The organism is Ellagibacter isourolithinifaciens, assembly GCF_008831035.1.
Taxonomy (GTDB): domain Bacteria; phylum Actinomycetota; class Coriobacteriia; order Coriobacteriales; family Eggerthellaceae; genus Ellagibacter; species Ellagibacter isourolithinifaciens.
Genome location: NZ_WAJR01000007.1, coordinates 1 through 13,455 on the forward strand (window position 1 = coordinate 1; position 13,455 = coordinate 13,455).

At 63.5% G+C, this 13,455-nt stretch carries 12 protein-coding genes; 9 read left to right on the plus strand and 3 right to left on the minus strand.

Annotated features, from left to right (window positions below):
* The first annotated feature begins 312 nt into the window (after window positions 1-312).
* A complete protein-coding gene (locus tag F8C90_RS04160) occupies window positions 313-1,008 on the plus strand; it encodes a flavin reductase (protein ID WP_158049197.1) in 696 nt (231 codons plus the stop codon).
* Between the two features lie 17 nt (window positions 1,009-1,025).
* Here F8C90_RS04160 and F8C90_RS04165 read toward each other — a convergent pair whose 3' ends face one another.
* Together F8C90_RS04165 and F8C90_RS04170 are read right to left on the minus strand one after the other, a co-directional pair.
* Window positions 1,026-3,068: a VanZ family protein gene (locus F8C90_RS04165; protein WP_158049198.1), complete on the minus strand. Its 2,043-nt coding sequence runs from the start codon at window positions 3,066-3,068 to the stop codon at window positions 1,026-1,028.
* A 215-nt stretch (window positions 3,069-3,283) separates the two neighbouring features.
* Complete coding sequence (locus F8C90_RS04170) at window positions 3,284-3,763, minus strand: methylated-DNA--[protein]-cysteine S-methyltransferase (protein ID WP_158049199.1); 480 nt, start codon at window positions 3,761-3,763, stop codon at window positions 3,284-3,286.
* A gap of 183 nt (window positions 3,764-3,946) precedes the next feature.
* Here F8C90_RS04170 and rpe point away from each other — a divergent pair, with 183 nt between their 5' ends.
* The 5 genes from rpe to F8C90_RS04195 are packed head-to-tail and all read left to right on the plus strand — an operon-like array spanning window position 3,947 to window position 8,426.
* Window positions 3,947-4,681, plus strand: coding sequence for a ribulose-phosphate 3-epimerase (gene rpe / locus F8C90_RS04175; protein ID WP_158049200.1), 735 nt, complete (start codon window positions 3,947-3,949; stop codon window positions 4,679-4,681).
* Window positions 4,682-4,684: 3 nt separating this feature from the next.
* Window positions 4,685-5,896, plus strand: coding sequence for a cysteine desulfurase family protein (locus F8C90_RS04180; protein ID WP_158049201.1), 1,212 nt, complete (start codon window positions 4,685-4,687; stop codon window positions 5,894-5,896).
* 10 nt (window positions 5,897-5,906) lie between these two features.
* Window positions 5,907-6,719 (plus strand): histidinol-phosphatase, encoded by an 813-nt coding sequence (locus tag F8C90_RS04185; RefSeq protein ID WP_158049279.1) that lies wholly within the window; start codon window positions 5,907-5,909, stop codon window positions 6,717-6,719.
* 42 nt (window positions 6,720-6,761) lie between these two features.
* Window positions 6,762-7,652 carry a Nif3-like dinuclear metal center hexameric protein gene (locus F8C90_RS04190; protein WP_158049202.1) on the plus strand — a complete coding sequence of 297 codons (891 nt, stop codon included), beginning with the start codon at window positions 6,762-6,764 and terminating at the stop codon, window positions 7,650-7,652.
* Window positions 7,653-7,703: 51 nt separating this feature from the next.
* A complete protein-coding gene (locus F8C90_RS04195) occupies window positions 7,704-8,426 on the plus strand; it encodes a zinc ribbon domain-containing protein (protein WP_158049203.1) in 723 nt (240 codons plus the stop codon).
* 176 nt (window positions 8,427-8,602) lie between these two features.
* Here the strand turns inward: F8C90_RS04195 and rpmB are convergent, their stop codons facing one another.
* Window positions 8,603-8,794 (minus strand): 50S ribosomal protein L28, encoded by a 192-nt coding sequence (gene rpmB / locus F8C90_RS04200; RefSeq protein WP_158049204.1) that lies wholly within the window; start codon window positions 8,792-8,794, stop codon window positions 8,603-8,605.
* 219 nt (window positions 8,795-9,013) lie between these two features.
* Between rpmB and F8C90_RS04205 the strand changes: the two genes are divergently transcribed.
* From F8C90_RS04205 to F8C90_RS04215, 3 genes are all read left to right on the plus strand, one after another.
* Window positions 9,014-9,361 (plus strand): Asp23/Gls24 family envelope stress response protein, encoded by a 348-nt coding sequence (locus F8C90_RS04205; protein WP_158049205.1) that lies wholly within the window; start codon window positions 9,014-9,016, stop codon window positions 9,359-9,361.
* 65 nt (window positions 9,362-9,426) lie between these two features.
* The gene (locus F8C90_RS04210; RefSeq protein WP_158049206.1) at window positions 9,427-11,061 is read left to right on the plus strand and encodes a DAK2 domain-containing protein; all 1,635 of its coding nucleotides are present in this window, start codon (window positions 9,427-9,429) and stop codon (window positions 11,059-11,061) included.
* A gap of 186 nt (window positions 11,062-11,247) precedes the next feature.
* Window positions 11,248-13,455, plus strand: a complete 2,208-nt coding sequence (locus F8C90_RS04215; RefSeq protein ID WP_246155779.1) for an ATP-dependent DNA helicase RecG — start codon at window positions 11,248-11,250, stop codon at window positions 13,453-13,455.

A 13,455-nucleotide genomic window follows, 5' to 3' on the forward strand; every position in this document is an offset into this window, starting at 1 on the left:
ATCTGGAAGGGGGGGGGTGGGTGATGGGGGGAACATCTCAGGCGCTCGTACTAATTTGACCTGGTCTTTTGGTTCTGCGTTACGGGAAGATATCATGAGGTGGGCTGGATTGGGCGGCGAATTGTCTGCCAGATGATGAAAACTGCCGATTTCTGGCAGTTACCCCCCTGTTTTCTGCCCGCGCATTGCAGACAAGGGGCTCTCGTGGAGAAAGAGGCTGCAAATTGGTCTATCTTAACGCCGTCCTTGTCTTCTTTAGTGAGAATGAGTATCATTAAGGAATCGATATTTTCAAAAGAGAGGGAGGAACCAGTGATTGATAAGTCCGCTTTCCACAGCTTAAGCTACGGAATGTACGTCATCGGAACCCGTTTTGAGGGCAGCGATTTCGGCTGCGTCGCGAACACCTTCGCTCAGGTCACGTCCTCGCCGTTGCAGGTGAGTGTCGCCTTGAACAAGGAAAATGCCACGACGGCGGCATTGCGCGCCGCGGGTCGCTTCACGGCGTCGTGCTTGTCGGAGGATGCCTCGATGGAGCTTATCGGCACGTTTGGCTTCCATTCTTCGACTGAGCTCGACAAGTTCGCCCAGCATGCGAGTTCCCGCGATGCGTCGGGTATGCCGTACGTTGCCGAGGCGTGCTGCGCGTGGTTTTCCGCGAAGGTCACGGGCGAGCTCGATCTGGGCACGCACGTGCTCTTCATCGGTGAGGTGGAGGAAAGCCAGAAGGTCGAAGGCGCGGCGTCGCCCATGACCTACTCGTTCTATCACCAGGTCAAAGGTGGGAAAACGCCGCCCAAAGCTTCGAGCTACCTGGGTGACGAACAGCCGGTGCCCGCCTCGACGTCTGCTGGGGAAGGCGGCGAAGGCGAGAGTGCTGCGGCCCCGAAGGTGGGCTGGCGCTGCACGATTTGCGGCTACATCGAGTACGTCGATGAGCTCCCTGACGATTTCGAGTGCCCCATTTGCGGTGTTGGCAAAGAGATGTTCGAGCGCGTGGAACTGTAAGCGGCCGCTGTGCCTCTTTACCCGAGTTTTTCCCGATAGGGAGCCGTGTCCACGAGTTCTGCGAGTTTTACCTGCCCGCAGAAGCGTTCGGCGCCGCTCGCGATGAGGCCTGGCTTCATCGCGAGCATGGTAACGGTGACGTCGGCGCAGAAACAGGGGTCGGCCCAAGTCGCCGCTTGCGCGGAATAGCCGCTTGGCACATCGACCGCTACGGCGAAGGGGGCGTCCTTCCTACGATCGCGCAGGGTGGTGCCGCTCGCCCGCTTGCTCGGTTTTCCCGTGCGGGCTCGATGGGCTCCGCGTCCCTTTCCGCGGGGCCCTTTGAACCTTCGCAGGTTGGCAAGGGAAATCCATGTTGCGTATGGCTCGCGCAGGCTGCTTCCCGTAAAGCCGGTCCCCAGAATCGCGTCGACGACGACCTCTGCCTCATCGAGCGCTCGCGCAGCATCGTCGGCTTCCGGTGCAACAGCGACGGTCAGGGGAAACTCGCCTTCGAGCGTGCGCTTCAGGGAAGAGCGGGCCTCGGTTCGCGCAGGCTCGGCTGTCAGCTCCTCTGCCGTTTTCGGGGTGATCAGCGTAACGGGGTACCCGCTTCTTGCGAGGCTTTCTGCGCAAACCCAGCCGTCGCCTCCGTTGTTGCCTGAGCCCGTCAGCACGCATACGCGCACAGGACCTCCCGCCCAGGTGCGCACCTCGTCTGCGACCGCTTCGCCCGCACAGCGCATGAGGCTTGCGAGCGATATGCCGCCTTCGGCGATAAGTTGCTCGAGTTTTCGCACGTCATCGACGGAAAGTGCGCTCAGTCTCGCGCGCTCGGCCGCAAGGCCGCTCTCCGTCATGATGCGAGTGCGGCTCAGCATGCCGTTCAGCATCACGAACGGCGCGCGGCCCGACGCTGCCCGCACGCCGCGAACGATCAGCGAGACGACCCAAGCCACGGTGAACACGGCGAGCACCGCGATGCAGGCCTCGGTGTTCTGCGAGGCGAAGGTTGCCAACGTGCCCGCCTCGGATCCGATCGAGCTGCCTCCCACTTCGGTGAGCAGGGTGAACAGCCCCCAAGGAATCCAGATGAAGACGAACAGCAGGCCGTATCGCGCCAGGTAGTGATACCACGATGCGCGTCGCGCCCCCGTGCGCACGATGCGCAGGTGCAAGAGCGCTTGGGCGGGAGTGCGACCCCTCGTCACCACGGGCACGATGAAGAACACGATGACGAGGGCGATAAGTATGCACAGGCGTGCCGGCAAGAGCGCGTCGCTTATCTGCGCGGTGGTCGCCTCGAGGGCCTGCGCTGCCGTTGCCTTTGCGCCAATCGGGGCTGCAACCAGGCCTGATCGATACACCAGGTAGATTGATCCCACCGCAAGCGCGGCCGTCAGCGCGGAATCGAGCGCGAAGGAGAGGGCGCGTCTCGTGACGCTGGCAGAAAGCCCCGCCTCGGCCGCACGCAGGTTCGCCGTGCGCAAGTCGGGTAGCGTGCGCATCGCAGGACCCGCCAGCCAGAATCCCACCATGGCGCCTAAGGTGTTTTGGATTAGGTCGTCCACATCGAACAAGCGATACGGGTGCTCGTAGATGCCCCACAATCCTGTGAGCTGGGTCGTCTCGAATGACAGCGTCACCAAAAAACCGATGATGAGCGCTTGCCACCATCTGCGTCTGAAATAGTAGCGAAGGTAGGCTCCTAACGGCAATAGCAGCAAGACATTGAAGAACGCCTCGTAGATGTACGGGTCGCGCAAAACCCGCAGCCATGTTGCGGGGTCGCTTGGCGAAAAGGTGGTTTCGGCGAGAAACTCATGGACGAAGTTGAAGGGAACAAGCTGCGGCGTCGCCGCGTAGGCGACATACGCCGTGCGGTCTGCGGGAAGCGGCAGCAGCACGAGGAAGTATGCGCACGTCAGGTAGAACACGAACGAGTAGACGATCGCGGTATGGAGTTTCGGCACCGACCCTCGGCGACGGTATTGGTAAATCATGTAGGGGACGGTGATAAGGAAGGCGACTACCGGAAACAGGATGCATGCGGTGAGGATGTCGCTCAAATATACGTTCAAAGTGTTCTTGCCTCTTCATTATTATTGTCCGGTCCCAGGGAGGTCTTCGCCTGGCTTTGCGGGGTCGCGTACGCGTTCGGTTTTCTCGGCCTTACGCGTGGTTCGGTTTGTTGCGGTCGCAAGCGACGCGGCTTATCGGGGCTGTACTCGCCTGGCTTTGCGAAATCGTGCGCGGGTCGAACGATGCGTTGCTCGTCAGCTCGAGCGTCGCTGCGTTAAGCTCCCGCGCGTTCCCGCTCCATATGCAAAAGCCCCTCGCGGATGCGCCCGCGCGCGTCGGCGGCGATGGGCCGTCCGTTGGCGCGCACGACCCGATGGTCGGGGACGATCACGGCGAGTGGGTTTTCCCTCACCGCGGCCCCAACAGCGCGGTATGACTTCGGTTTCCCCAGATCGCGCGCGATATCTCCGCTGGTGACCGAGGTGGCGAAGGGCACGCGGGAAAGCGTTTCCCACACGCTTTTCTGGAACTCGGTCCCCTCGGGGTCGAGCGGGACGTCGAAGGCGGTGCGCTTCCCAGCAAAGTATTCCAGAAGCTCGGTGGCGCAGCGGTTCGAAAGCTCCGTCGGACGCCGGGTGCCAGCAAGCTGCACCTCGCCGAACGCGACCGCGCGCACGCCCCGCTCGCTCGTGCAGATGGTGATCGAGCCGTGGGGGGTGGGGTAGGAATAGTGCGAGAGCATGCTATGCGTCATGGGGCCTTCTTCCTGTCAATGTATCCATTATAGGCGGGTGAGGTGCCTTCGCGCGTTGCTACGTGGGGATTTCACATGTCATTGCTCGATGAGCCCGCCGCGTGCGCCCAGTGCGCTAGAATGGCTGCGTGACGAGAGAACGTCGCAGGTAGGCGGCGTAATAGGCAGACAAGGAGCACGCCCATGTTTCAACCGGTGGCCATAGCGCCCTCAATTCTTTCGGCTGACTTCATGAACCTCGGCCGAGATATCCGCATGATCGAGCAGGCGGGCGCGGGCTATGTCCACGTCGACGTGATGGACGGGCATTTCGTTCCCAACCTCACCATGGGCGTTCCCGTGGTGAAGCAGCTCGCGAAGCTGGCGAACATCCCGCTCGACGTGCATCTTATGATCGACAACCCGCTCGACGAGCTGCCGTGGTTTCTCGAAGCGGGCGCCGACATTGCGTGCGTGCACGCCGAGGTGCTCTACGGCGACGAACTGCGCCGTGCGGTCGATATGATCCACGACGCGGGTGCGAAGGCCGCCGTGGCGCTCAAACCCCACACGCCCCCCGAGGTGCTCGAGGAGGTCATCGCGCGCCTCGATATGGTGCTCGTGATGAGCGTCGAGCCGGGCTTTTCCGGGCAGAGCTACATTGAGGGTAGCGAGGAGAAGGTTGCGGCCGTCGCCGAGATGGCGCGCGCGGTCGGCAACGATGCGCTCCTGATCGAGGTCGACGGCGGCGTGTCCGAGGCAACGGTCGAGCGCCTCACTGCGGCTGGCGCCGACGTGCTCGTGTGCGGCAGCGCCGTGTTCGGGGCGCAAGACCCTGCGGCCGCGCTTGCCGCTGTGAAGGAGAAAGGCGATGCCGCGCGCGTGGCGGCCATCGAGGATGCGCGGGCCGAGGAAGCCCTCGCCGAAGAGGAGATGTAGGCAATGCCTGCCACCGTGAGTCCCGATTACGTGTATCTCGACTATGCCGCGACGGCGCCTTTGTGCGAAGAGGCGCTCGAGGCTATGAAGCCCTATCTCACCTGCGGGCGCGACAACCTCGCTCTCAACATGAACGCGAACTCGCTCCATTCGCCCGGCCGTGCCGCTTTCGAGGCGCTTGAAGCCGCGCGCAAGTCGATCGCTCGCGACATCGGCGCATCCCGCCCGAGCGAAGTCATCTTCACGTCGGGCTCTACCGAGTCCGACGACACGGTGCTTTTGGGGGTTGCCCCCGCCGCTGCCGAAGCGCGCCGTGTGGCCTCGGGCTCGTTCACGCCGCACGTTATCGTGTCGGACATCGAGCACGAGGCGGTGCTCATGCCTGCAAAGCGGCTCGAGCAGCAGGGCTTTCGCGTGACGCGCCTGCGCCCCGACTCCCGCGGCTTCATCACCGCAGGCGCGCTTGAGGAAGCGATCGATGCGGACACGGTGCTCGTGTCCATTCAGGCAGCGAACTCCGAGCTCGGCAGCGTCGAGCCGGTGCGCGAGCTTGCCGCCATCGCGCACGCCCACGGCGCGCTCTTCCACGTCGACGCGACCCAAGCTTTGGGGAAGATGCCTCTTGACGTGCGCGAATGGGATGTCGATGCCGCATCGTTCTCCGCGCACAAGGTGGGTGGCCCGAAGGGTATCGGCGCGCTGTACGTAAAGGCGCGCACGCCGCTTTCGGCGTTTCAGCTCGGTGGCGGGCAGGAGGCGGGCCGGCGCTCCGGCACGCAGAACGTCATGGGCGCCGCTGGTTTTGCCGCCGCCTGCCGCGCGGTCTGCGCGATGGAGCCTGTGGAATCCGCCCGCCTGCGCGCGTTGCGCGATGAGCTCTACGAGAAGCTTTCCCAGGTGCCGGGCGTGCGCCCGACGCTCGACGTCCCGCGTGGTTCGGTGGACTTCCTGCCGAACATCGTGCACGTGATCGTGAGCGACCTTGAAAGCGAGACGCTTATCCTGCGCCTCGACATGAAGGGCTTCGGCGTGTCGGGCGGGTCGGCCTGCTCGTCTCATTCGCTCGAGCCGAGCCACGTGCTGCGCTCCATCGGCGTGGAGGGCGACGACGCCTACGGTGCGCTGCGCATTTCGATGGGACGCTACACCACCGCCGAAGATATCGACAGGTTCCTCATCGCTTTCGACGAGGCCCTCAACTGGAATCGGGGCTAGCGTGCCTGCGATGCCGCTTGTGAACACGCATTCCCACACGGCACTCTGCGGTCACGGCGAGGGTACGGTGGCCGAGCTTGTCGCCGCAGCCGACGCGGCAGGGATCGAGGTGCTCGCCGTAACGGAGCACTTCCCGCTTTCGGGCGCGTTCGACCCGCGCGGGGACGAGGCCATGCCCCGCGAGTCCGTCGCGGGCTATCTCGCCGACATCGACCGCGCCCGCGCAGAGCATCCGCACATGACCATCCTTTCGGGATGCGAGATGGACTGGCTCGGCGCGGCGGAGGACCGCACACCTGCCGAGCGCGACACCTCGCGCTTCGACGTGGTGCTGGGGTCGGTGCACTTCCTTGGCACTTGGGGCATCGACAACGAGGACATCGAGGGCCCGTGGCTTGAACCGGGTGCGCCCGACCGCATCTGGCGCCAATACGTGGACGAATGGTGCGCAATGGCGGCCTCGCCCGACCGTTTCGATGTCCTTTCCCATCCTGATCTGCCGAAAAAGCTCAGGCACTTCCCAACCTACCCCTTGGAGCTCCTGTATGCGCGCATGGCTGAGGCGGCGCGCGCGGGCGGACGCATGGTGGAGGTGAACACGGCGGGTGCGGTGAAGCGCTGCGCCGAGATGTACCCGACGTTTAAGCTGCTTTCCGCATTCCAGCGCGCGGGTGTGCCCTGCACGGTGGGCACCGACGCGCACAAGCCGGTTGACGTCGCCTTCAGTATCCGCGAGGCGTACGAGCTCATGGCCCGCGCAGGTTATGATTGCGTGACGATTCCCCTGGCGCATGGCGAGCGGCGGGAGCTGCCGATACAATAGAGGGCATGAAACCTCATTCGAACGCATAAGGAGGATGTGAACATGGCTTCTGCAAAACCTGAAACGGGACTGAGCAAACGCGCATCCGGGCCCCTGTCCAAGAAGGAGAGGACCTTAAGCGTAGGCGCCCTGGAAGCGGCGCTGTTCAGAGCTTTCCCGAAAGAAGACGTTGAAGACTGGGATCGGGCGGGCCTTACGGTGGGCGATCCGTCGCGCCAGGTCACGTGCGTGGCGGTAGCGCTCGACCCCACGGTTGCGGCGATTCACGAGGCAGCATCGCGCGGCGCGAACGTGCTTGTGACGCACCATCCCGCCTTTCTCGATCCGCCAAGCGAGTTCAAGCCCGGCCCCTCTTCGGCGGTGTCTCCGGGCGCGGTGGTGTGGGCCGCCATCGAATCGGGCGTTGCGGTGATGTCGTTCCACACCGGTCTTGATGCAAGTCCGCTTGCGGCGCGCATGCTTCCCAACATGCTTTCGCTCGACTGGTCCGGACGCGTCCTCGTGCCGTGCCCCTCGGGGCCCGATCGCGGATACGGCCAGCTGTGCTCGGTGCGCAAAGGCGACGCGCCGATGACGCTCGAAAAGCTCGCCGCGCGCTGTACCTCGGTGTTTGCGCAGGTCCCGCGCGTGTGGGGTGATTTCGACCGCGAGATTAAGAGCGTTGCCACCTATACGGGCTCGTGCGGCAGCATCGTCGCCGCGTGCCTGCGCGAGCATGCCGACTGCCTCATCTGCGGCGAGGTGAAATACCACGCGGCGCTCGACGCGTCTGCGGCGGGGCTCGCCATCATCGACATGGGCCACGACACGACCGAGCTGCCCTTTACCGGCGTTCTGGCAGATGCGGTGGCGGCAGCGGGCGTTTCCGTAGATTGCATCGAGGTGATCGACCAGAGCGGCAATTGGTCTCATCCGGAATCGACCAGGTTGTAGAATAGCGGACGTAAAACGAAGGAACACAAGGGAAGCGCGAGGTAACAACGCATGCAGGTCAAAGACGAAGACATTTCCACGCTCATCGAGTTACAGCACAACGACATGGAGCTTCTTCGCGTCCAGAAGGCCATCGCCGATCTTCCGCAGCGAAAGACGATTGTCGCTGCGCGCAAGAAGATCAAGACCATCGAGGAGAAGCAGGAAACGGTGGGGAAGCTTCGCGCGAAGGCAGAGGAGAAGTTTGCCGGCATCTCCGAGGAGGACGGCAAGCTGGCCGCAAAGCAGGAGGAGGCGCAGAAGGCGGTCGATTCGGCGTCCGGCTACCGCGATGTCGAGGCGCATACGCGCGAGATGGACGGCTACGCGAAGCGCCGCGCCACGCTTGAGGAGGACCTCGCTGCCGTCGATGCTGAGTTGGATAAGATTTCTGCAGTTGAGAAGCAGATTTCCACGGCACTTGCCCAGCTTCGGGAAACGGAGTCGGCTGCAACAGCCGAGTTCCAATCGCAGGGTGGCGAGCTGAAAAAGCAAGAGGCCGACCTTACCTCGTCGCACGATCAGATTGCGGCGAATCTACCTGCCGATCTCAAGGCCCGCTACGACCGTGCGGCAAAGCATTGCGGAGGAGTGGCAGTTGCCCTTCTTCGCGACGATGCCTGCGGCGCCTGTCGCGCCCCGATCGAGCAAGGCCACCTGATCGACCTGAAAGCGCATGCGCCGCTTGGTGAGTGTCCCAACTGCAAGCGCCTGCTGATTGTGCTACCGTCGTAGAAGCGTTTTTAAGCCCCCTCTTTCTTTGTGTGTGGAAAGAGGGGGCTTCGTGTTCTTGTACTATCTCCCAAACCCAAAAAAGCCCGCGGATGCGGGCTTTTTTGGGTTTGGTGCCAAAGGGCAGTGCGGTCAATCGCGACAGGGGCAAAACCCCCCTGAGCGATTGAAGTGCGCTTTTACGCGCGCTCGACCTTGCCGGCCTTCATGCAGCTGGTGCAGACGTTCGCCTTGCGGACGCGGCCCTTCTCGTCGCGGATGGTGACCTTCTGGATGTTAGGACGGAACATGCGGTTGGTCACTCGATGGGAGTGGCTCACGCTACGACCGAAAGACGGTGCCTTGCCGCAAACTTCGCAAATCTTCGACATAATTCTCAACTCCGTGTACGTGCCGGTTAAAAACCGTTGATGACAAAAAAGCCTAACTACTATATCACAAACAGACAGCTCGTTTCAAGGACTTTTCGTGTGTAATAGCGGCCGCTGGGTTCTGGCAGCTATCGTGGGCGCTTTTCCTTGCGCTATACTGCTGTTTTGGATGATTACGCGCGGGCGATTAGGCTTCGCGCGTGTTGCGAAAGGAGCATCATGAGCACAACGATTCCTGGCAACCTGCATGTTGCCAACGACGTTCTGGCCGACATGGTCGGCAACGCGGCTCTCGAATGCTACGGCGTCGTCGGCATGGCGGCTCCGAATGCCGTCGACGGCATCGCGAAGATCCTGCCCGCCTCGCGCCTGCGCCGCGGCGTGGTCGTTTCGAGCACCGAGGCCGGGGTCCACGTCGAGCTTTACGTCGTCATCGAGTACGGCACGAACATCAGCGCCGTTTCCCAGAACCTCGTCGACCAGGTCACGTTCGCGCTCAAGGAGTATGCGCGCGTCCCGCTCGACGGCGTCGAGGTCCACGTGCAAGGCGTGAAGGTCCGCAAATAGCATCGTTTCTGCGGGTGCGCGCCGCATCGGCGTGCGGGCCTGCTTGTTAAGGAGATCGTTCCACTATGTCACAAACCTATACCGGATCAGACGTCCTTGCCGCCATTGCTTCGGCATCTGCCCAGCTCAGCGAGCGCAAGGAAGAGATAAATCGCCTGAACGTGTTCCCCGTTCCCGATGGCGATACCGGCACGAACATGTCGCTCACGCTGAAGTCGGTCGTCGACAACATTGCGAAGCTTCCCGCAAACGCGGGCGTAGCCGAGGTTCGTCGCGCCATCACCACGGGCGCTCTCATGGGCGCGCGCGGGAACTCCGGCGTCATCACCTCGCAGATTCTCCGTGGTTTGTGCGAGGGCTGCGCGGAGGCCGAGGAGGTTTCCACCGCGGCGATCGATGCAGCGTTCTCCCGCGCGGTCGAGGTCGCTTTCCAGGCGGTACGCAAGCCGGTCGAGGGCACGATCCTCACGGTGGTGAAGGACATGGCCGCCGCTGCCAAGCACGCGCGCAAGAAAAAGCTCTCCGTCGACGAGGCGCTCGAGGCCATCGTCGAGGAAGGCTACGCCTCGGTGAAGCGCACGCCCGACCTGCTCCCAGTGCTCAAAGAGAACGGCGTGGTCGATGCCGGCGGCTTCGGCCTGGCCATCCTGGCTGACGCGTTCACCGCGGCGCTGCTCGGCAAGTCCGGCCCCCTTGGCGACGAGCTCGCGCTTGCCCGTGCAGGTGCTGCTCCGAAGGTCGCGATCGAGCAGATTAACGACTGGGAGGGCTCCAAGTACACCTACTGCAACGAGTTCCTCGTCGATTCCGACGTGCTCGACAAGGACGAGGCGCTCGACTTTTTGTCTACGATGGGCGACTGCGAGCTGTGCGTTGGCGAGAAGCCCAAGTTCAAAGTGCATGTTCACTCCAACACGCCCGACAAGGTGCTCCATTATTTCTTGGAGCGCGGCCAGATTTCGGAAGTCTTCATCCACAACATGAAGCTTCAAAGCGTCGAGCGCAACGAGAAGCTTGCAGCAGAGGAGCGCTCTGAGCACAAGCCGCTCGGATTTGTGGCGGTCGCCGCCGGCTCGGGCATGGCGAAGATCCTCGAGAGCCTGGGCGTCGACGTCGTGGTTTCGGGCGGGCAGACCATGAACCCCTCGACGAAGGATTTGCTCGACGCCGTTGAGCGCGTGAATGCCGACGCCGTCATCATCTTGCCGAACAACTCCAACATCATCATGGCGGCCCAAAGCGCGGCGGGGTTGTCCGAGGTTCCCTGCGCCGTCGTTCCCACGAAGAGCGTGCCTCAGGCGTTCTCGGCGCTGTTCAGCGCTGACGAGACCGCGTCGCTCGAGGAGAACGTCGAGAACATGACGAGCGCGTTCGCCGACACGAAGACCGGCGAGGTCACTACGGCGATCAAAGACTCCAAAGACGCGCACGACAACCCCATCCACAACGGCGACGTCATCGGTATCGCCGACGGTTCGATCGAGGCTGTCGGCTCGAGCGTGGAGGATGTCGTGATGTCGCTGCTCGATACCATGGAGGCCGAAGATGCCGACACGTTGACGCTGCTTGCGGGTGAGGACTTCTCGGACGAGCAGCTGGATGCTTTGGTGGAGCGCATCGAGTCGCGCTTCGACGAACTGGAAGTCGACGCGCACCGCGGCGAGCAGCCGCTCTACCCGATCGTGTTCTCCGTGGAGTAGGCTGGCTTTTTCAACTCAATCGGATAGCGTCCGGCGGAGCATCGTCGTGCTCAGACAGTCCTGCTTTGGCGAACAGCCCACTGGGCTGTTCGCGTCGTGCGGAACTGCGCGCGACGACGCCCTGCCGGACGCGGCATTTTCGACGTTGAAGTGGAAGCTGGTCTGCTTCCATTGTGAAAGGAAATTTTGCCGGAAGCTTCCCACATACCCGATAGGCTGCAGGCCACGCTCGGGCTTGACGAGCCGGTGAGCCGCGTGCGCCTCGTGAGCCCCGCGCGCGCGAAGGCGCTCGAGAAGCTCGGCATTCGCACGGTCCGCGGGCTCATCACGCATTTCCCGCGGCGCTACATCGACCTTTCCGCCCGCGAGACCGCCGCCTCGGCGCGCATCGGTGAATCATGCACCATCGAGGGCGTGATCCACGACGTCAAGCTCAAACGCCCGAAACCGCGTCTGACCTTGGTGGAAATAGGCGTCACCGATTCTACGGGCGTTGTGATCGTGACTGCGTTTCGCCAACCGTGGCTCGCCGAGCAGCTCTCCGCCGGCATGCGCGTGGCGATTGCCGGCAAAATCGAGTTCAACTACGGCTTCAAGCGAATGGTGAACCCGCAGATTCTTCCGCTCGAAGGGTCCGACGCGCCCGCGCACGGCCTCGTCATTCCCGTGCACCCTGCTGGCGAGAAGGTGACGCCGGCGCTGATGCGGCGCTTCGTGAGCAACGCGCTCGAGCTCGCCGAAGGCGTTCTCGACCCGATGCCGCTGGAGCTTCGCGTGAAGTATCGCCTGGTGAGCCGTCAGGTCGCGTTCCGTGCGATTCACTTTCCCGAAAGCCTTGCCGAAGCCCATGAGGCGCGGCGCCGCTTGGCGTACGAGGAAGTGCTCCTGCTTGAGCTCCACCTCATGCAACAAGGGGCGGCTCGCAGCCGTGGCCATGTGCCCACGGCGCACGAGATCGCGGGCCCGCGCATGCAGGCGCTCGATGCAGCGATCCCGTTCACGCTTACCGACGAGCAGCAGCAGGCCCGACTCGACATCCTCGGCGAGATGGCGCAGCCGCATGCGATGAGCCGCATGCTCTTGGGCGATGTTGGCACGGGCAAGACCGTCGTGGCCGCGTTCGCCATCGCGGCTGCGGCCGATACGGGCGGGCAGGCGCTGCTTCTCGCGCCGACCGAGGTCCTCGCGCAGCAGCACGAGCGCAGCCTGGGAAAGCTCTTCGATGCGGCGGGAATCACCCATGCGGTGCTCACCGGGTCGACCTTGGAATCCGAGCGAGCGGAGCTGCTCTCCCGTCTCGCTGCGGGCAGCCTCGACGTGCTCATCGGCACGCACGCGCTGCTCGAAGACGACGTGCGCCCGAGCAACCTCACGCTCGCCGTGATCGACGAGCAACAGCGCTTCGGCGTCGCCCAGCGCGCGAAGCTGCTTGCCAAGGGCGACGCGCCTGACGCGCTCTTCCTCACGGCGACGCCGATTCCGCGCACGCTCGCGCTCGCGTTGTTCGGGAACTTGACGCTCACGTACCTGAAGCATCGACCGCACGACGCGGCGCGCCGCACGACGCGCGTGCTCGCGAAGTCGGAGCGCGGGTACGCCTACGATGCCGCCCGCGAGGCGCTTGGGCGCGGCGAGCAAGTGTATGTCGTGTGCCCACTTGTGGGCAAGGACACCCAGGAGCGCGACGCGATGGCGGGGGAGGGAGCCGCCGCGTCGCGCGAGGAGCCCGACGGTGGGGCGTACCACCCGATGGTCGCCATCGAGGACGATGCCGATTTGGAGCACGATGACGTTGCCGCAGCGACGCGCGAGGCGGAGATGCTCCAGGGGAGCACGTTTTTCGATTGGAGGGTCGAGCTTTTGCACGGTGGCTTGCCTTCCTCCGAGAAGCAGCAGGTCATGCAGCGCTTTCATGATAACGAGACGCAGGTTCTGGTCGCTACCACGGTTATTGAAGTTGGCGTGGACGTTCCCAACGCGACCGTCATGATCGTGGAGGACGCCGACCGCTTCGGCCTCTCGCAGCTCCACCAGCTGCGTGGCCGCGTCGGTCGCGGAGAGAAGTCCGCCCAGGTGTTTCTTGTGTCCGCCTCGAAGCAAGACGTCGCCCTCGAGCGCCTTCGCGCGATGGAGACTTGCGACGACGGCTTTGAGCTCGCCCGCATTGACTTGTCGCTTCGCCGCGAAGGCGATATCCTGGGCAATCGCCAGAGCGGTGCCTCGGTGCTGAAGCTGGTGAACGTGGTGCGCGACGGGGGGCTTATCGAAGCGGCCCATGCCGACGCGCGCGAGCTTTTGGAAAACGACCCCGACCTTGATGCTGCCGATCACGCGGCGCTCGGGCGGGAAGTACGGTTGCTGCTCGGCGCCACACGCGTTGGGGAAGGCGGATAG